This is a genomic window from Micromonospora sp. CPCC 206060 (assembly GCF_036906895.1).
In the GTDB taxonomy this organism is placed as follows: Bacteria; Actinomycetota; Actinomycetes; order Mycobacteriales; family Micromonosporaceae; genus Micromonospora.
Window position 1 is genome coordinate 1 of sequence record NZ_JBAKHU010000052.1, and the last position, 17988, is coordinate 17988.

The 17988-nt window shown below is 73.4% G+C and carries 16 protein-coding genes and 2 pseudogenes; 7 read left to right on the forward strand and 11 right to left on the reverse strand.

Annotation, left to right across the window (positions count from 1 at the left end; translation table 11 throughout):
- Positions 1-67 precede the first annotated feature (67 nt).
- The 8 genes and pseudogenes from V6U90_RS25040 to V6U90_RS25075 form a co-directional block, all read right to left on the reverse strand.
- On the reverse strand, positions 68-271 hold the full coding sequence (locus tag V6U90_RS25040; RefSeq protein ID WP_334441372.1) for a hypothetical protein: 204 nt from the start codon (positions 269-271) through the stop codon (positions 68-70).
- Positions 272-605: 334 nt separating this feature from the next.
- Positions 606-1034 carry a hypothetical protein gene (locus tag V6U90_RS25045; RefSeq protein WP_334441374.1) on the reverse strand — a complete coding sequence of 143 codons (429 nt, stop codon included), beginning with the start codon at positions 1032-1034 and terminating at the stop codon, positions 606-608.
- Between the two features lie 5 nt (positions 1035-1039).
- Positions 1040-1765: a Pycsar system effector family protein gene (locus tag V6U90_RS25050; protein ID WP_334441376.1), complete on the reverse strand. Its 726-nt coding sequence runs from the start codon at positions 1763-1765 to the stop codon at positions 1040-1042.
- Positions 1766-1849: 84 nt separating this feature from the next.
- Entirely contained in the window at positions 1850-2287 is a 438-nt protein-coding gene (locus tag V6U90_RS25055) for a hypothetical protein (protein ID WP_334441378.1), read from the reverse strand.
- Between the two features lie 19 nt (positions 2288-2306).
- Positions 2307-3047 carry a DNA translocase FtsK gene (locus tag V6U90_RS25060; protein WP_334441380.1) on the reverse strand — a complete coding sequence of 247 codons (741 nt, stop codon included), beginning with the start codon at positions 3045-3047 and terminating at the stop codon, positions 2307-2309.
- Positions 3004-3782: pseudogene (locus V6U90_RS25065) on the reverse strand (DNA translocase FtsK). The gene V6U90_RS25060 and the pseudogene V6U90_RS25065 overlap by 44 nt, the downstream one beginning before the upstream one ends.
- A 15-nt stretch (positions 3783-3797) precedes the next feature.
- The gene (locus tag V6U90_RS25070; RefSeq protein WP_334441383.1) at positions 3798-4655 is read right to left on the reverse strand and encodes a hypothetical protein; all 858 of its coding nucleotides are present in this window, start codon (positions 4653-4655) and stop codon (positions 3798-3800) included.
- A gap of 113 nt (positions 4656-4768) precedes the next feature.
- Entirely contained in the window at positions 4769-5020 is a 252-nt protein-coding gene (locus tag V6U90_RS25075; RefSeq protein WP_334441386.1) for a hypothetical protein, read from the reverse strand.
- Between the two features lie 61 nt (positions 5021-5081).
- On the opposite strand from V6U90_RS25075, the pseudogene V6U90_RS25080 reads away from it, so the two are divergent.
- The 7 genes and pseudogenes from V6U90_RS25080 to V6U90_RS25110 form a co-directional block, all read left to right on the forward strand.
- Positions 5082-5606 (forward strand): annotated as a pseudogene (locus tag V6U90_RS25080) (XRE family transcriptional regulator); the annotation flags it as partial.
- Between the two features lie 1133 nt (positions 5607-6739).
- Positions 6740-7747, forward strand: coding sequence for a phosphotransferase family protein (locus V6U90_RS25085; RefSeq protein ID WP_334441388.1), 1008 nt, complete (start codon positions 6740-6742; stop codon positions 7745-7747).
- A gap of 126 nt (positions 7748-7873) precedes the next feature.
- The gene (locus tag V6U90_RS25090; protein ID WP_208811573.1) at positions 7874-8032 is read left to right on the forward strand and encodes a hypothetical protein; all 159 of its coding nucleotides are present in this window, start codon (positions 7874-7876) and stop codon (positions 8030-8032) included.
- Between the two features lie 267 nt (positions 8033-8299).
- Complete coding sequence (locus tag V6U90_RS25095; protein WP_334441392.1) at positions 8300-10027, forward strand: putative PEP-binding protein; 1728 nt, start codon at positions 8300-8302, stop codon at positions 10025-10027.
- Positions 10027-11022: an ABC transporter ATP-binding protein gene (locus V6U90_RS25100; protein WP_334441394.1), complete on the forward strand. Its 996-nt coding sequence runs from the start codon at positions 10027-10029 to the stop codon at positions 11020-11022. Before V6U90_RS25095 ends, V6U90_RS25100 begins: the two co-directional genes overlap by 1 nt.
- Positions 11019-11798: an ABC transporter permease gene (locus tag V6U90_RS25105; protein ID WP_334441397.1), complete on the forward strand. Its 780-nt coding sequence runs from the start codon at positions 11019-11021 to the stop codon at positions 11796-11798. The genes V6U90_RS25100 and V6U90_RS25105 overlap by 4 nt, the downstream gene beginning before the upstream one ends.
- A complete protein-coding gene (locus V6U90_RS25110; RefSeq protein WP_334441399.1) occupies positions 11785-12585 on the forward strand; it encodes an ABC transporter permease in 801 nt (266 codons plus the stop codon). Before V6U90_RS25105 ends, V6U90_RS25110 begins: the two co-directional genes overlap by 14 nt.
- Positions 12586-12637: 52 nt before the next feature.
- Here the strand turns inward: V6U90_RS25110 and V6U90_RS34005 are convergent, their stop codons facing one another.
- From V6U90_RS34005 to V6U90_RS25125, 3 genes are all read right to left on the reverse strand, one after another.
- Positions 12638-13114: a peptidylprolyl isomerase gene (locus V6U90_RS34005; protein ID WP_442933670.1), complete on the reverse strand. Its 477-nt coding sequence runs from the start codon at positions 13112-13114 to the stop codon at positions 12638-12640.
- A 1753-nt stretch (positions 13115-14867) separates the two neighbouring features.
- On the reverse strand, positions 14868-15929 hold the full coding sequence (locus V6U90_RS25120) for a hypothetical protein (RefSeq protein ID WP_334441403.1): 1062 nt from the start codon (positions 15927-15929) through the stop codon (positions 14868-14870).
- Complete coding sequence (locus V6U90_RS25125; RefSeq protein WP_334441405.1) at positions 15920-17845, reverse strand: RiPP maturation radical SAM C-methyltransferase; 1926 nt, start codon at positions 17843-17845, stop codon at positions 15920-15922. The genes V6U90_RS25120 and V6U90_RS25125 overlap by 10 nt, the downstream gene beginning before the upstream one ends.
- Positions 17846-17988: the final 143 nt, after the last annotated feature.

The window sequence follows — 17988 nt, forward strand, 5'->3', positions numbered from 1 at the left end:
CGGCGGCGGCGGCCAACGCGCAACGCTCCTTCCCTGCCCCCAATCAGGGGCACCCAGTGCGAATCAGTCAGCCGCGCTGACCGCCACCCCAGCCACCGACCATCTCGTCGGCGATGACCTCGGCACTGTCCCTCACCCGGCGGCCGAGGCCCCAACTCCTCGCCCTGCAACCCGACCGACGCCCTCCACCGCCACCCAAGATGTCGATCACCGAGAGCCAGGCATCCAGCACCGCAAAGTGACGGTAGTCGAAATCGGTGACACGAGCCATCCCCACCCACACGTGAGCCACCACACATCCAGGCGCGCGGCACGGGCGAACAAGACCAGCCGCGACGCCTCGTGCAGACACACCACCAGATCCAGCCGATCCGGCAGCAGCGTCCAGTGCTCGACGAGGCCATAAGTGTCCAGAGGCGATCGACTCACCAGCGATCATCCTGACCCCCCTCAGAGCCGCCGGGTCGCGCCACGCTTCGTCGCCAGCAGGTCGGTCTCCGACTCCAGCAGCGTCCAATGCTCAACCAGATCAGAGAAATTCTCCGGAAGCCCAGTCTACAGACGGACATCATCCCGGCCGAACCGGACCCAAGGCCATCCCTCAATCAGAGATCAACTAAATGATCCCCGGTGACACGAGCGTTAGGAAACCCCCTGAAGGGTCCGTCGGCGTGCGAGCAGGTCCAGCGCAGCCCTCGGTTGGTGAGCCACGCGCCGGCCCGGCCGGCGAGGTCGCGGTGCCGGCGTTGGGTCCTGTTGGTGTCGCCGCCGTCGGTGGTGAAGGCGAGCAGGGCGTAGCCGCCGGGGATGCCGGCGTCGGGCTCGCCGGGGTGCCGGCTGCCGTCGACGGGGAAGTGCACGCTGGCCAGGGCCGGTGCGCCCTGGCCGGGCAGGGTTTGCAGCATGTGGACGCGGCCGTGGTCGGTCAGGTGCCATCGGCCGTCCAGGGGCAGGCCGAGCGTGGTGCGGGCGTGGGCGAACAGGTCGTAGGCGTCGACGCGGTCTTGTACGACGAGGGTGGTGGTCACGGTCATCGCGGTCACCGGGCCCAGATCGCCAGGGCTGCGGTGGTGGCGGCGCCGGCGTACCCGGCGAGTAGCAGCGGCACGGCGCGGGAGATGGCGGTGTACTTGGCCCGTACGGCGTGGGAGAGCCACCACAACTCGCGGGCGCGTGCCAGGGGGGTCGTCTGGGCGGCCGGGTCGGTGTCGGCGCCGACGATGCGGGCCAGGACGTCCTGGGCGGTGTCGGTGTCGGCGTAGGCGACGAACCCGAAGTCCCCGCCCAGGCGCGGGCGGGAGGCCAGCAGCAGCAGGACCACTGCGGCGAGCACCACTGCGGCGGTGGCCGCGCCGGCCGCGAGCGCGGTCGGGGGGAGGTGTCCGCCGGCTCCGGCGCTGCCGAGCACGGCCAGGCCGGCGCCGAGCAGCACCCCGGCGATCTGCAGGTAGCCGGACGTCTTGGGGTCGATGCGGGCCAGTTCGGCGCGGACGGTGGCCACCTCGGCGTCGAGGGCGGTGGTGGCGGTGCCCCGGCCGCAGGCGGCGGCGTGGGCGCCGGCGCGGGCGAGGATCTCCAGGTGGGAGAAGTCGCTGTCGGTCGTGCCGCAGCCGGTGCAGTGGGAGGTGCTGTCGGTGATGCTGGGGGAGACGTCCACCAGCACCGCGTACGCACCGGCGGTCGGGATGGTGAAGTGGCGGCGTGGGCCGTGTGGGTCACGGTCGCCGGCGTACGTCGCGCCGAGATAGGCCGGATCGGGCACCATGGTGGTGACTCCTGTCGTCTGAGTGTGGATGGGGAGTTGGCGGGCGGCCCCGGCTTCTCAGGGCGTGGGGGCCGCCCGGCGGCGTTAGCGGCTGGTCGGGGCGTAGGTCGGGGAGTCGGGGCGCGGGTACGTCTGCGGGCGGCAGAAGTCGTCGTAGCCGCACCAGTCCCAGGCGACGGAACCGGGGCGGAGCGCGTTGACGCGAGGGTCGGCGAGAACCTGTGGGGAGTCCTCGGTCCAGTCGATGCCGGTGGCGATCGCCGCTGCGGCGGCCCGGTCGACGTGGCGGGCGCACAGCCGCTGGGTGATGGTCAGGCCGCTGGCCAGGTGAACGAGGCTGTAGCGGCCGTCCAGGCGCTGTCCGCCGTCGTCGACGGTGACGTGCACGGCCAGGCCGGGCGCGACCGGCCAGCCGGTGACGACCATCTCGCTGACGCGGGGCTGGTCGGCGGCGTCGGTGTCGAGCAGCTTGATCCGTACGGGGATGGTGACCGGCGCGGTGGTGGTCGTGGTGATCGTCATGCGGGTCTCCTTGTCGGTTTCAGCGGCGGGTGCCGCTGTGGGGGAACGGCAGCACGGTGGCGTCGGGGTTGGTGGGGGAGTCGCCGCCGAGGGCGGTGAGCAGGTCGGGCAGTTCGTCGGGGCGTACCAGGACCTCGCGGGCCTTGGATCCCTCGGAGGGGCCGACGACGCGCAGGTCGGCGAGGGTGTCCATGAGCCGGCCAGCCTTGGCGAAGCCGATGCGCAGCTTGCGTTGCAGCATCGAGGTCGACCCGAACTGGCTAGTGACGACCAGCTCGGCGGCCTCGCGCAGCAGGGCGCGGTCGTCGTCGCTGAGGTCGTCGACCACTGCGGTGTCCACGGCCGGCGTGGTGGCCGTCGGGGTGGCTGGCTCCACCGGTGCCGGCGGGGCTGGGGTGGCGTTCTGGCCGCGCCAGTGGTCGACCACGGCGGTGACCTCGTCGTCGGTGACCCAGGCTCCCTGGATGCGGGTCGGGGCGGACGCGCCGATGGGCAGGAACAGTCCGTCACCGCGGCCGAGGAGTTTCTCGGCGCCGGGCTGGTCGAGGATGACCCGGGAGTCGGTCAGGGAGCTGGTGGAGAACGCGAGCCGGGACGGCACATTGGCCTTGATCAGTCCGGTGACCACGTCGACGGAGGGGCGTTGGGTGGCCAGGACAAGGTGGATGCCGGCGGCGCGGGCGAGCTGGGTGATCCGCACGACGGAGTCCTCGACGTCACGGGGGGCGACCATCATCAGGTCGGCCAACTTCGTCGACAACCACCAGGTACGGGTACGGCTCCAGGACTCGCTGGCTGCTGGCCGGGGTGGTGATCTGGCCAGCGCGGACCTTGCGGTTGAAGTCGTCGACGTGGCGCACGCCGTGGGCGGCGAGGTCGTCGTAGCGCTGGTCCGACTCCCGCACGACCCAGCTCAGGGCGTCGGCGGCCTTACGCGGGTTGGTCACGATGGGGGTGACCAGGTGGGGGATGCCCTCGTAGGCGGTCAGCTCGACCCGCTTGGGGTCGATCAGCAGCAGCCGCACCTCGTCGGGGGGGTCAGCAGGGACACCAACAGGGTGTTCAGGCACCCGGACTTGCCGGATCCGGTGGCCCCTCCGATAAGGACATGGGGCATGGTCGCCAGGTTCGCGGTGACCGCGCTGCCGTCGATGTCCTTACCGAGGCCCACCAGCAGACGGTGCCCGTCGCGGGCGGCGCGGGAGCGGATCACATCGCCGAGGGTCACGGTCTCCCGGTCGGGGTTGGGCACCTCCACCCCGACGGCGCACTTGCCTGGGATCGGGGCCAGCAGCCGCACCTCGGCTCCGACGGCGTAGGCGAAGTTCTTCGCCAGCCCTTCGACCTTGGCGACCTTCACGCCGGCACCGAGGGTGATCTCGTAGCGGGTGACGGTCGGCCTGCGGCGGGCCCCGGACACCGTCGCGGCCACCTTGAACTCGTCGAGCACGCCCTGCAGCGTCGGTGGCGGCGGTCCGTGCACGCGGCGGGTCACCGGCGGCGAGCAGGCTCAATGGCGGCAGCCGATACCCGTCCGGGGCTGCCGGTGACACCGGGGCGGCAGCCGGCCGGGTGATTCCCCGGAATCAGCGCCGGCCGGGCGGGCCGACGTGGGCGTGGCCGGGCGGGCCGCCGGAGTCGGGCGCGGCGGCGCGTCCACCGTCTCCTCCTCGTCGTCCTCGTCGAGGTCGAAGCGGTCGTCGTCGAAGTCGTCGGCGGCGGCCGGGGTGGCGAGGGCCGGGCGGCGGCGGAGGGCTGCCAGGGCGGTCACCGCGGTGACCGGGGAGATGCCGGTGACGGCGGTGGTCCCGGCGGCGACCAGGGCGAGCGGCAGCGGCACCGCGCCCCACGCGGACAGGACGGCGTCGACGGCTCCGGTGGCCCGCCCAAGCAGACCGCCGATGCCGGTGGCGGCCAGGTCGAGCAGCCCGGCCACGCCGGCGGCGGTCAGCGCGATACCGGCGGCCTGGGCGAGGATCCGGACGGTGTGGGTGCCGGCCGGGTGGCGCATGACCTGCACGGCGAGCCACAGCAGCGGCAATGGGGCGAGCCGGCCGAGCAGCCCGCCGGTGATGCCGGCGGGGATGTCCAGGAGCCGGCCGGGCAGGCCGGCGGGGTGGGTCCACTCGGTGGCGGCGAGGAGCAGGCCGGTCAGCAGCAGCGCGAGGCCGGCGTTGTCGTGGCCGGGCAGGTCCAGGCCCGGCGTGCGGTGTGGGCTGGGCAGCCGGCGGGCCAGCCGACCCGCAGCGCGGGCCGTGTGGTGCCAGGCGGCGCGGGCGGCCAGGCCGGTGCGGCGGGCGAGTGCGGCGCCGTGGTCAGCCTCGGCCTGCTTGGCGCGGCGGCGGGGGCGGCGGGCGGTGCTGGCCATGGGTGGGGTCTCCTTGTCCGGGCAGGTGGCGTGCGGCAGGGGCGGGGGGTGGGGGGCTTGGCGGCCACCGCGAGAGGCGGACCACACAGTGGGGCCGGATCTCACGGCGGCGGTCAGGCCGAGACGGTCCAGGGGCCGCCACGCTGGGCGGGCGGAGTGACCTCCTTGGCGTCCTTGAGCCGGCTCAGCAGCGCGTAGAGCTGGGCCTGGTTGACCGGGCAGTCCGGCCGGTCCAGCAGCGCCTGCGCCGAGGCCGGGCCACGGCGCAGGCGCGCCAGGACCCACTCGGCGCTGGTCTGCGGCGTGACCTGCTCCACCACGGTGGTCTTGGAACGGCCGCCGAACGCGGCGCGCAGCCGGTCCACAGCGCTACCGCCGCCCTGCGCCGTCGGCGAACCGCCGGTGGCGGCGCTGGTCGCCGGAGCCTTGAACGCCCTCGGCCTGGTCGACCCGGCGGCCGGCCCGGACCAGCTCGCCCGATGGGGACAGTTGCACCTGGGCCTGGCGCTCGGGCACGCGAAGGCGGGCCGGGCCGGCGAGGCGTGGCGGGCGTGGGACGCCGCCGACAAGGCCAGCACCCGCCTCGGCGCCACCTACGTCCACCCCTGGCTGATGTTCGGCCCGGCCGCCTGCGCCGCCTACGCGGTCACCGTCGAGACCGACCTGTGCCGGCCGGGCGAAGCGGTTCGCCGAGCCGACTCGGCGGACTACTCGGCGATCCCGTCGCGCAGCCGACGAGCCGGACACCTGATCGATGCCGCCCGGGCGCACCTGCTGCGCCGGGAAGAGGTCGCCGCGGTGCACCTGCTCGGCCGGTCGCTGCGCGAGAGCAGCGACACGATGCGCCACCACCCGTTCGCCCGGGCCGCTGTGCTGGAGCTGACGGATCGGCGGGGCACGGTGGGCGAGGATGCCCGAGAGCTGGCCCTGGCCATCGGCATCGACTGGTAGGTGTCACCAGGGGACAGACTGTCCCTGTCGCTGTCCGTGATCGGTCGTAGCGTCTCTGCAACCGAATCGGTGGTCGTGTCCCCGTCACGACCGGTCCGGGGCAGCGACGGCGGTGCACATCCTGTGTCCGCGCGATGAGAGTGGTACCGCCGTCGCCCCCAGCAGGGGGCGCCCGTCACTTTGAGCGGTGGTCTGCGGCGCCCCACCGGCTGGGTGTGGCGGCAGGCAGTGTCCACGCGGCGTGGGCCGGCACTGGGCGCACGCGTACGCCGAGCTGCTCGCCCGGGGCCTGCCGGTCACCCGCGAGGCGAAATGACCGCGCGACTGCCTCGGCGGGTACCGACGTCAGCTGCCAGTCCTGGCGTCGAGAGCCCGTGCAACTACTGCGCCCGGGTCCTGGACCCCATCATCCCGGTACCGCACCAGCAGTGCGGCGGGTGGATGCTCACGCAGTCCCGCCCGGATCTGCCGATGACTCCGTGCGGGTGCCCGGTGTGCTGGCCGCCCGGGCGTCAGCGGCCGGCAGAGCCGAAGGATCCGCTGGAGGGCCTGCGCCTGCCGTGCCGGTAGGGCGCCGGTTGCCCGGCCGGGGAGGCTCGGCGCACGAGCCGGCCGCCCCTGTTCTCGGTCTTCCGGTAGACGTAGTTCCCGAAGGAACAATCCCGGTAGCCCTCGAATCTCTTGACCACTGTGAGGTTTGCCAGCGGGTCACTGAAGTTTGGAGGCGGTGGCGGGAACAGCCGCGGTGGAAGGGGCAATGCCGCCGGTCATCGGCGGGGCTGCGCTGGGCATGGGCGGTGTCGAAGCTTCCGGTGGCGTCGTCTGCTTCTTTTCCGGACCGCTACATGCTGTCAAGAATCCCAGCAGGACGACCATCGATATCGCGGTAACGCGGTACGCCCCCGCAACTCGACGAGACACGCCGGTTTTCATGCGTCGATTATCGGCGGGCCAGGTCAGAAGCGCTACGAGGGCAGCAGGCAGCATGATCTGTACGTCTCGGTGCGGGCCGCGCGCATCGTCACCCGGGTGTGCATGCCGGCCGCTGCCGGCGGTGGCGCGGGACCAGACCGGTAGCCGGCCGCCGGATAGTCAGCTGCGAACCTGTGGTGAAGCGGGCAGAATGCCCGCCCATGCAGGACAGACCGGCGGGTCTCGCGGAGACCGACCTGTTCGTGGCGCTCGACGAGGGCTGGGCCATCCGGGTCCGGTCGGCGGAGTACCTCCCGGTCGGGGCGGGCGGCTACCACTGGTCGGTGGTCGACGGGGCCGGCACGGCGTGGTTCGTCACCGTCGACGACCTCGGCGCTGGGGAGGCCGGGCGGAACGGGGCGTTCGACCGGCTCGACCGGGCGTTCCGTACCGCGCTGGCGCTGCACGCCGACGCCGGGCTGGACTGCGTCGTCGCGCCGGTCCCGACCCGTACGGGCGCGGTGGTGCGCCGACTCACCGACCGGTACGCGCTGTCGGTGGCGCCGATGGTGGCGGGCACCGCCGGACGGTTCGGCCCGCACCGGCCCGGCGACCGGGCCGAGGTGGTCGACCTGCTGGCCCGGCTGCACCGGGCCACCCCGGTCGTCGCGGCCACCGCACCCCGCCTCGACCTGGTGCTGCCCGGTTGGGAACGGCTGCACGGGGCGCTGGCGGATCTCGACCGGGAGTGGACCGGCGGGCCGTACGCCGAGCCGGCCCGGAAGCTGCTCGCCGGACGCGCCGGATACGTGGCACGCCTGCTCGCCGACTTCGACCGGCTGGTCGACCGGGTACGGCGGACCGGGGTGGACTGGGTGGTCACGCACGGAGAGCCGCATCCCGGCAACCTCATGCGTACCCCGCACGGCCTGCGACTCATCGACTGGGAGACGGTCCGCATCGCCCCGCCGGAGCGGGACCTGTGGATGCTCACCCCCGCCTTCGACCGGCTGGCCGGCGGTGCACCGGTCGGTGACGTGGACGACCTCCTCGCCCGGTACACCCGGGCTACCGGCCGGACGGTCACGGCGGACGGCTTCGCTCTCTGGGCACTGTGGTGGGAACTCGCCGACATCGCCGTCTACGTCGACGAACTCCACCGTCCCCACGGTACGGGTGCCGACCCCGCCGCCTCGTTGACCTATCTCGCCGGATATCTCGAATCCTGACCGGGTATCGGGCCCGCAGTAAATGGCACACGGGTGCGTGGAGCAGCCCGGATGTCGACCATGAATGCGAACGGTGTCCACGGAGCGGGGTCGCGGGATGCATCGAGCGTATGTAGTCTCGCCTATATGGATACCGTTACCCGTGCCTCAGAGCGTCCGCTGGCAACGGACACCCAGAACGACCTCGTCGAGTTGGACTTCACTCCGATCACCGACGAGGAAGCCTTCCAGGTGGAGGACCGGACGTACCTGTTCGGCGTCCACGTGGACGCGGTCCGCGGCTGACGTAGGACAGCGCACCACGCACCACCTCACGGGGGATCCGGCGGGCGCACCGCTCGCCGGAGTCTCCACGTCCTAGACGGGAGACCGAGGCTGCTCACCGACTCCGCCAGCGGGCTCGCGTACTCGTGCGACCCGCTCACCGGTCGGCCCGGCCTGTCGGGTCAGATCCGGTTCGCCGCGACGGGATCGCAGCTTCTCCTGACCGGCGGCCACGACCTTGCCGCCGTCGCCCCGGCGCACCCCTGGGGCGGGCAACTGACCGCGCTCGTGGACGCCGCGCACCAGCAGGCCGGCCATCCGGTGCGGGTCGAATTCGTGGTCGACGGTGCGGACGTGCAGGTCATCGCGGTCACCCCGGCCGAGCTGCGGGGCGCGGCCCTCGTCGCGCACGTCGCGCGTCTCGCGGCGCAGGGCGCCGTCACCGATGTGCAGGCCCTCGACCTGGTCGACGACGGGGACCTCGGTCGGGCGCTCACCCCCGTCGCGCGGGTGACCGGTCTCCCCGTCGTGTGCCACGGGCTCGGCGTCGCACCCGGGATCGTCAGTGGGGTCGCCGTGTTCAGCACCCCGGACGCGGTCGCCGCCCGGGCCGAGGGGGCCCACCCCGTCCTCATCCTGCCCACCAGCCGGCCAGCGGACCTGCCCGGACTGCTGGCCGCCGCCGCGGTGGTCACCGAGCACGGCGGGAGCACGTCCCACGCGGCCGTGGTGACCCGTGGACTGGGCCGGGTCTGTGTCACCGCGCTCACCGACGCCCGGGTCGACCCTGGTGCGTCCTGCCTGCGTCCGGCGGCCGGGGACCCGATCGTCGCCGGTGACGGGGTGACCGTCGACGGGCACACCGGCCGGATCCACCGGGGCGCCGCGGAAGCGACCCAGGCGACCGTCGCGGACGGCGTCGCACCGGCGGTCGACTGGCTCCTGACGGTAGCGGACCGGTACGCGGACCTGCCGGTGCGGGTGAACGCGGACACCCCGGCCGACGCCGAGGCCGGCCGGGCCGGTGGGGCGACCGGGATCGGTCTCTGCAGGATCGAGCACATGCTGCTCGGTGACCGGCAACCACTGCTCGCCCGCGCGCTGACCGGTGCCGGGACCGCATCGGGCGGCGAGGCCCTGGCGGAGCTGCGGGACATCCTGCGGGCCGACTTCGTGGCGATGCTGCGGGTGATGGACGGCCGGCCGGTGACCGTCCGGCTGCTCGACCCGCCCCGGCACGAGTTCCTACCCGACCTGGTCGGGTTGGAGGTCGCCGCAGCGGTGGCCGACAGCCGGGGCGAGTCCGGGCCGGATCCGGTCCGGCTGGCCGCCGTGCGCCGGCTCTGGGAGAGCAACCCGATGCTCGGGGTGCGCGGCGTACGACTGGCTGCCCTCGATCCGCTTCTGCTCGCGGTGCAGGTGACCGCCCTGGTGGAGGCGACCGCCCGGGTCCGGCGGGACGGCGGTGACCCCCGGCCGGAACTGCTGGTCCCGATGGTGACGGTGCCGGCCGAGCTGGACCTGGTCCGCGCCGCCCTGCGGCAGGCGTACGACTCGCTCGGGCTCGCCGGAAGGGTCGACCCGATGCCGGTGGGGGCCATGGTGGAGACCCCGCGCGCCGCGCTGGTCGCCGGTGCGCTGGCCCGGGTCGCCGACTTCCTCTCCATCGGCAGCAACGACCTCACCGCCCTGGTGTGGGGACTGTCCCGGGACGACGCCGAACGGGAACTCCTGCCCCGGTACCAGGATCTGGGCCTGATCACGGATCCGCCGACCGTCCGGTGGGACGACGAGGGTGTCGGCAGCCTCGTCCGTCACGCGGTCGACACCGCCCGTAGGGTGAAGCCCGGGATCGGGATCGGCGTGTGCGGCGAGCAGGCGGTCGATCCGGTGGCCGTGCGTCTGCTCCGGGAACTCCGGGTCGGCTATCTGTCGTGCTCGCCGGCGCGGCTGCCGGTGGTGCGGCTGACGGCCGCGCGGGCGGCGCTGGACGCCAGGCGGGACGGGGAGGCGTGATGGGCGTACCGGCGGTCGAGGTGACCGGGGTGGGTCGGGTGTTCGGCCGGGGCCGGCACGAGGTGGTGGCGCTGCGCGACGTCACGTTCGAGGTCGCGGAGGGGCAGATCCTCGGTGTGCTCGGCAGCAACGGCGCCGGCAAGACCACGCTGACCAAGATCCTGGCGACCCTGCTGGAGCCGACCACGGGTACGGCCCGGGTCTTCGGCCACGACGTGCGCCGCGAGCTGCGGGCGGTGCGTCGGCTGACCGGTGTGGTGTTCGGCGGTGACCGGGGTTTCTACGGTGCGCTGTCCGGCCGGGACAACCTCCGGTACTTCGCCATGCTCGCCGGGGTCGGGCGGCGGACCATCCGCGCCAAGGTGGACGACGCGCTCGCCGGGGTCGGGCTCGCCGAAGCCGCCCGCCGGCCGGTGGAGACGTACTCCAAGGGCATGCGGCAGCGGCTGCACATCGCGCTCGGCCTGGTCGCGGAGCCCCGCCTGCTGCTGCTGGACGAGCCGACCGTCGGGCTCGACCCGGTGGAGGCCGAGCGGCTGCGCACCACCATCGCCGCGTTGCGCCGTACCGGCGTCTCGATCCTGCTGACCAGCCACTACCTGCTCGACATCGAACGCCTGGCCGACCGGGTGCTGGTCGTCGCGCAGGGCCGGGTCATGGTGGACACCCCGGCGGCCGAGTTCGCCCGCTCGGCCGGGTTCGCGGCCACCGTGACGCTGCAGGGGCGCGGCCCGCTGCCGGCGCGGCTCGACTCCTACCGGATGGCGGTGGAGAGCGTCGAGGACCAGGGTGGGGTGTGGACCGCGCGGCTGCGCGTACCCGACTGGGGTGGCGAGATGTTCCAGCAGTTGAGCGCCGCGCTGGCCGACGCCGACGTGCTCGGCGTGGACGTCGCCCCGGTCCGGCTGGAGGACGTCTACGCGCTCGTCATGCAACGGCTGGCGCAGGGCGAGCCGGCCAGGACGGCTGGGGCAGCCGGAACGGACCGGCGATGACCGAGCGCCTCCTGACCGGCGGATGGGTGGCCTGGATGGCGCTCCGCGCCGAGCAGCAGGGCATGCGTACCCGGCCGATGGTGGTCGTGGTCGCCGTGATCCAGCCGGTCGCGCTGCTCTTCGTCGTCGCCGGCACCCGGGACCTGACCCCCGGCGAGGCAACCGTCACCGTGTCGGCGGTCGTGCTCACCGCGATGTGGAGTGCCACCGTCTGGACGGCGGGCGGGGTGCTGCGGCGTGAACGCGGCTACGGCACCCTGGCGCGCAGTGTCACGAGTCTCTACTCACCCAGCCTGGTGCTCTTCGGCCGCAGCCTGGGTGCGACGGTCTACAGCGCGGTCGGCATCCTGGCCAGTTCGGCGGCGGTGGTGGCGCTACTCGGCTTCCGGTTCGCCGTACCGCATCCGGGGTGGCTGCTGGTGGCGCTGCTGGTCGTGGTCGCCTCGGGTACCGCGCTCGGCATGTTGCTGGCCTGCCTGTTCCTGGTGACGCGGCACGGTCTGGCCTGGTCCGGTGCGCTGATCTACCCGGTCTTCATCCTCGGTGGCCTGCTGATCCCACCCGACGCGCTGCCGGCCTGGCTGCGCTGGGTACCGGCGCTGCTCAGTCTCCGGTGGGTGCACGAGTTCGTGGTGGCGGTCAGCGGCGGGTCGGTGCGGCTCGCGCCGCTCGGGGTGGCCGTCGCGCTGACCCTCGGGTACCTGCTGCTGGCGGTGGTCTGCCTGCGTGTCGCGGTCGACGCCGGACGGCGGAAGGGGACCCTTGAGCTCATCTGACCGGTTGGCCGTGCCGGCGGTGTGGCGGCTGGGGGAGACGGTCCGGTTCGGCTGGCGCGAGTTCCACGCCGTCAACCCGCCCAGCGTGGTCGCCGGCAGCCTCCTGCCGCGCATGCTGTTGCAGATCCTCTTCTTCACGCTGCTCGGCGGCGTCCTCGCCGGGACCCGGCACCAGGAGTACGCCTTCGTCGGCGGGCTGGTCCTCGGGCTGGCCATGACCAACATCCTCTACGTCTCCCAGGTGCCGGTGGCGGACAAGGAGTCGGGGACGTTCTGGCGGCTGCGTACCGGCCACCTGCCCCCGATGGTGGTGTTCACCGCCCGTGCCCTGCCGTACCCGGTGGTGGGGTTCGCCGTCCTGCTGGTCTCTGCCGCCGTCGTCGCCCCGCTCGCCGGGCTCGGTGGGCTCGCCGTGCGGCTGCTCCCGGTGGCCGGCATCTACCTGCTCATCTCGTTCACGGCGACGGCCGCCGGTTTGGCGGCGGCGGCCTTCGCGGTGGGACGGCGGGCGGAGACGCTGGTCAGCAACCTGATGGGCTACGTCGTGATGCTGTGCAGCGGTGCCTTCCTGCCACCGGGTCGGATCCCCGCGCTGGACGCGATCGGGACGGTGGTCCCCGGCCGGCACGGGCTCGCCGCCATCCACGCCCACCTGCGCGGTGACCCGTGGGCTTCCGGCGTGGTGGCCGAGGCGGTGGTCGGTGCGGCCTGGCTCGGTGCCGCGACGCTCGTGGTCGCCGTGCAGATCCGCCGGGCCCGGCGGCACGGGCACGACGACTTCGCCTGAGCTGCCGGTTCAGTCGACGCCGGTCGGCCCGGCACACCGGTCCGCCGCCGGTTCAGCCGGCGTCGATGGTCACCCGCTCGATCACCACCGGGTCGGGGGCGGTGGCGATGGCCGTGGCCAGTTCCCGGGAGGCCGGGTCGACCACCGCACCGAACGGCACGTACGCGCCGTCGAGGTGGCGGGCGGCGGCGAGGGTGATGAAGAAGCGGGACCCGGCGCTGTCCCGACCGTTGTTCGCCATCGCCACCAGGAACGGCCGGTCGAAGGTGGCATCGGGCTGGAACTCGTCGGGGATGCGGTAACCAGGGCCACCGGTACCGGTGCCCGAGCGGTCACCGGCCTGGATCACGAACCCGGGTACCCGCCGGTGGAACCGGGTGCCGTCGTAGAACGGCTCCCGGCGGCGGACCCCGGTCTCCGGGTCCCGCCAGGGGCGCGTGCCCCGGGCCAGCGCCACGAAGTTGTCCACCGTGTACGGCACCACCTGCGGCCACAGGTGCATCTCCAGCGGCCCCAGGTTGGTGTGCAGGACGGCGGTGACGTGGTCGTACCGCTGCGGTTCCGCCGGCCACGGCCGACGGAAGTGCCAGGTACGCGACCGGATCGGCTCGGTCACCGCCGCCGGGGACGGGGCGTACTCCGCCGCCTCCGCCCGGGAGCCGCAGCCCAGGCTGCCCGGTGGGGCGGCGCCGATGGTGAGCCGTCCGCCGGTCGGTGGCGGCCCGACCGGTGGCCCGACGGCCGCCACCATCCCGGGACCACCCGGCTCGGTCCCCGGGGCAACCGGCGCCCGGTTCCCGCCCAGCCACCGTGGTGAGTAGCCGGCCTCCCGTTGCCGCCGGTGCCGCTGCCAGCGCCCCCGGACCTCGGCGGAGGCGTGCCGGGCGAGCAGCTCCAGGTCACCGGCGGCCTGGGCCTCCAGTACCGGCCAGAGGTGTTCGGCCTCGAAGTACTTGTCGAAGAGGCAGCCGTTGTTGTGTTGCAGGGTGAAGCACTGGTCGATGAAGACCCGGGCGGGCAGTTCACCGGCGGCGTACCGGCGCAGCATGGCCGCGATGGGCGCCCACGCCTCCCCGCCGTACTCCACCCCGGGACCGGCGAACGCCTGCACCGCCAGGTCGAGGGCGGGTACCTCGCCGAGCGCGCGCCGGCTGCGCCACCAGCCCACCCGGCTGTCCCCGGTGGTCACCTCGGCGAGGAAACCGGCCAACGCCGGGTCGAGGGTGTCCCGCCGGGCACACTCGTAGTGGCCCAGCTCGGTGCCGATGATGACGTCCAACTGGGCGGCGAAGTCGGCGCCCAACTGCGGCGCCCACTCGGCCAGCCGGGCCCGGGCCGCCGCGTCACCCGAGGCGGCCAGCCACTCCAGCAGGTAGAAGTCGGCCGCCAGGGCAGCCCCGTCGATGTTCTCCACGTACCACCGTGGCGCGTACGACGCGGCCTCCCCGGCGATGGCCGCGAGAGCGTCCTCCCGGTCGGTCAGGCCGTCGAGGTAGCGCAGCCAGTGCCGGCGGGCGAGGTCGTAGAGGCGGGGGAACCGCCAGGCGGTACCCAACACGTCGACGCAGGGCCGGTGGGTGGGATCGGTGCTCCGGATCAGGTGGCCGGCGGTCAGCTCGACCAGGACCTTGGTCAGCAGCAGCCGCAACCGGTCCGGGTACGGGCCGGAGTCGGGGAGCAGCGCGCGTAGCCGGTGCAGCAGATGGTCCGGGTGCTGCTCGTTGCGCAGCAGCGCCCAGCCCAGCTGGGTCAGGGCGGCGTCGGCCAGGGTGGCGCCGACGTAGCGCCGGCAGTCGAGGTACCCGCCCACCACCCGGCCGCCGTCGGTCAGGAAACCCACCGACGGCGGGTACGGGGCGAACGGCACCAGGTAGAGGGGGAGTTCGAGGCCCGTCCCGGGGACACCCATCGCCTCGGCCAGTGGCCCGGCCACCCGGTCGAGGCACAGCCGCCGGTCGAGCTCGGCCTCGGCGCGGGCCCGGTGTTCCGCGTACCCGTCGATCGCCGGCAGCAGGGACGGGCGGGCCGCCGCCATCGCCCGCAGCACCGTGCGGGTCGGCTCGTCGAGGGGTTCCTGCGGGCCGCCCGTGGCGGCGAAGCCGACCGGCGGGATCGGGGTGGCGTTCCCGCGCCACCCGCGCAGCCCGTCGCGGAAGGCGGCGATCACCGGCTCGACCGGCCGGGGCAGCAGGCTCACCTCCCACGAGCACCGGCCCAGTACCTCACGGTGCAGGGCCAGGTAGAGGTCGAGGGAGGTGCTGCGGTGGTAGGTGACCTTCATGTCAGCGTCTCCGCTCGACGAGGCGGGCCTCGACCAGCCCGGCCACCAGCCCGGCGGTGCGCTCCCGGTCGAGGCCGTGGTAGACCGGGTGCGTCCGGCTGAGGCGTTCGGTGTCCTGCCGGAGGGTCCGGTCGTCGACCCCGTCACACAGCGCCCAGACCAGGGCGGCGGCGTGGCTCAGCCGGACCCGCCGGCTGTCGGGTGCGGTGACCACCACGCCGTCCACGTAGGCCCGGACGGACAGCTCCGGTGGCCGGTGCAGGCTGCCGTCCGCCGGCTGCCAGCGTGGCCAGCACGCCAGTGGTACGCCGTGCCAACCGAGGGTGGCCGCCGCCGCCAGGCAGGTCTGGGCGAACCGCCGCACGTCGGTCAGGCCGGTTCCCGCCGGATCGGCCAGCGGGTCCACCCGCAGCAGCCGGCGGAAGTCGGCGAGCGGGAAGCCGGCCGGGGCGGACCGGTCGAGCTGCCGCCACACCCACTTCTCCCCGGGGAACAGGTCGTCGCAGGCGGCGGCGACAGCCTTGCCGGCGGTCCGCAGCAGCAGCCGGGCGACCATCGTCGCGGCGTCCGCGTCCGCCGGGTCGTCGAGGAGCCCGGCCAGGTCCTCCTGCCCGTAGTGGGCCGCGTCGAACCACCGGGTGAGCAGGAGCCGGCGCAGCGTCCCGTCGCGCTCCCGCAGCCGTCGCTGGAGGGTGCCGAGGTACCCGCTGTCGACGACGACCTCCCCGCACCGCAGCCGGAGCGCGGCGACGACGTCCCGGTCGGCGACGACGGCCGCCCCGGCGTCGCTGCGCAGGGAGGCGGCGGCGACCCGGTCGACGGTGGTGGCCAGCCCGGCGGTCGACTGCCGATGCACGTCGATGCGTACCGACTCGGCGAAGACCTGGTGCCGCCCGGGCGCGATGTCCGGCCCGAGCAGGTAGAGGTCCACGTCGGAGGTGCGGTTGCCCAGCCCGACCAGGAGGCTGCCGGTGAGGAAGGCGTCGGTCACCCCGGGCGTCCCGGCCAGCCGCGCGGCCACCTGCCCGGCCAGGGCCCGGCGCTCGGCAGCGGTCACCACCATCCCGGGTTCTCCGGGAGCGCGAGGGACAGGTAGAGGCCGTTCTCCTCGACCATCACCCCGGACCGGCAGCACCGGTCCAGCAACCGGGTGACCTGCTCGACGGAGACGTCGTGCCCGTCGGCCCGCAACGACCCGTGGACCCGGCCCGCCGAGCGGGGCGAGTCGCCGCACCGCTCGTACGCGTCGGCCTGCCAGCCGGTGAGGACGGCCTTGCGGGGCTGGTCGGTGCGTCTGTCGACGAGCGTCAGCCGCCCCGGCAGGCGTTGGTAGATCAGGGACGGCCGGTTGGCCGTCCACCGCCGCCGCCACTGCCGTACGGCGGTGGCGAGTGCCTGGTAAGCCTCATCGCTACCGGTGCCCTCGGCGGTGTAGTCGAAGAAGTAGGCGATCCGCGAGTGGTCCAGGTAGTCGGGGTAGATGTGCCGGTAGCTGGCCCGGGGCCGCACGTCGGAGAGCGGGAACGAGGGGTCGGTGAAGTACGGGCTGAACCGTTCGAGCCACAGCCTGCTGCACCCGTCCGGGGGCTCCAGGTGGTGCAGCAGGGGGATCAGCGCGACCTGCTGGTGGTAGTCGTCGTCGCTCTCGCCGGGGAAGCCGGTCAGCAGGTTCCAGGCGACCCGGATGCCGTGGTAGCGGGCCCACTTCAGCAACCTGATGTTGAGCAGCCGGGTGGCGCCCTTGCGCATCAGCTTGAGCACCGGGGTGCTGAGGCTCTCGATGCCCGGCTGGATGGAGAGGATGCCGGCCCGGCGCAGCACCGCGAGTTGCTCCCGGGTCAGGTTCGCCTTGACCTCGAAGAAGACGTGGATGTCCCAGCGCCGTTCGGCCAGTTCCTGACAGAACGAGGAGAGGTACCCCATGTCGATGATGTTGTCGACGGCCTCGATGTGCACCGACGGGTAGGTGTCGAGCAGTGTGGACAGTTCGTCCAGGGCCCGGCCCGCGCTCTTCGACCGGTACGTCATGCCGAGCGCGTTGAGGCCGCAGAACGTGCAGTGGTGCTTCTGGCCCCACCAGCACCCACGGGCGAACTCCACCGGCAGCTTGACCGGGGCGGAGCCGAGGACGCTGGTCCGGCCGTGCGCGGTCAGGCTCGCGAAGTAGTCCGCGTAGTCGGGTACCGGTAGCTGGTCCAGGTGGGTGGTCCGGGGGGCGTCGGCGCCGTCCGGGTTCGGCCCTGCGGCGGTGTGCACACCCGGGACGCGGAGCGGGCCGTCCGGCGTCGTGCCGGACTCCGCGATCGCCGCGAGCAGGCGGGGGAAGGCGACGTCGCCCTCCCCGGCGACGATGTAGTCGAGCCAGGGCACCTTGCCGGCGTACTCGGCCCCCATGTCACCGTCGAAGTTCGCGCCCCCGTAGACCTGCACCACTTCCGGGTGACGCTCGCGCAGCACCCGCCCCATGGCGAGGGACGCGGTGTTCTGCAGGAACGTGGACGTGAAGCCGACCACGTCGTACGCGCCCCAGTCGATGCGCCCGGCGCAGGCGTCGAGCCACTGCGGGATCGTGGTGCGCCGCAGCTCGGTGAGCTCGTCGAGGCTCCGGCCGGTGATCCTGGCCCAGTCCGCCTCGACCTCGGGGAAATCCCGGTAGTACCGGTCCTCGGGGAGGATCTCGCCGAAGGCGGCGAAGGAGAACAGCCACTCGCCGATCAGGTGCAGCCGTTCGCTGCGCATCTCGGACAGGCCCTCGTACACCTGCCGTCCCACGGCGACGGCGAAGTCGAGGTTGAGGTAGTGCACGTCGCACCGGTGGCCGGCCCGGCGGGCCACGGACTGTAGGAGTCCACACTGGATCGACGGCGCGTCGAGCCTGGCCCACGGCATGTTGACCAGGGCGACCCGCAGGCTCCGGGCCGGTGCCCGCTCGGACACCACAGTGTCCGGTCGGGTGACCAGTGGAAGGAACTCAACCATGCATACCTGCCCCCCCGACGCTAGGTACGAATGCGGTTGTCGATGCTACCCGCGGTGGCGCTCCCGTGACGTCCCGGCGATCCGGCGCCGCCCTGGTCCAGGTTGCCTGCGCCCATCCCACCCTGGGCTGACCGTCGTCCGGC

Coding starts and splice junctions, on each gene's coding strand:
- V6U90_RS25100 (WP_334441394.1), top strand. CDS start 10,027: ATGGGCGTACCGGCGGTCGAGGTGACCGGGGTGGGTCGGGTGTTCGGC.
- V6U90_RS25085 (WP_334441388.1), top strand. CDS start 6,740: ATGCAGGACAGACCGGCGGGTCTCGCGGAGACCGACCTGTTCGTGGCG.
- V6U90_RS25045 (WP_334441374.1), bottom strand. CDS start 1,034: ATGACCGTGACCACCACCCTCGTCGTACAAGACCGCGTCGACGCCTAC.
- V6U90_RS25125 (WP_334441405.1), bottom strand. CDS start 17,845: ATGGTTGAGTTCCTTCCACTGGTCACCCGACCGGACACTGTGGTGTCC.
- V6U90_RS25090 (WP_208811573.1), top strand. CDS start 7,874: ATGGATACCGTTACCCGTGCCTCAGAGCGTCCGCTGGCAACGGACACC.
- V6U90_RS25105 (WP_334441397.1), top strand. CDS start 11,019: ATGACCGAGCGCCTCCTGACCGGCGGATGGGTGGCCTGGATGGCGCTC.
- V6U90_RS25040 (WP_334441372.1), bottom strand. CDS start 271: ATGGCTCGTGTCACCGATTTCGACTACCGTCACTTTGCGGTGCTGGAT.
- V6U90_RS25120 (WP_334441403.1), bottom strand. CDS start 15,929: ATGGTGGTGACCGCTGCCGAGCGCCGGGCCCTGGCCGGGCAGGTGGCC.
- V6U90_RS25050 (WP_334441376.1), bottom strand. CDS start 1,765: ATGGTGCCCGATCCGGCCTATCTCGGCGCGACGTACGCCGGCGACCGT.
- V6U90_RS25070 (WP_334441383.1), bottom strand. CDS start 4,655: ATGGCCAGCACCGCCCGCCGCCCCCGCCGCCGCGCCAAGCAGGCCGAG.
- V6U90_RS25055 (WP_334441378.1), bottom strand. CDS start 2,287: ATGACGATCACCACGACCACCACCGCGCCGGTCACCATCCCCGTACGG.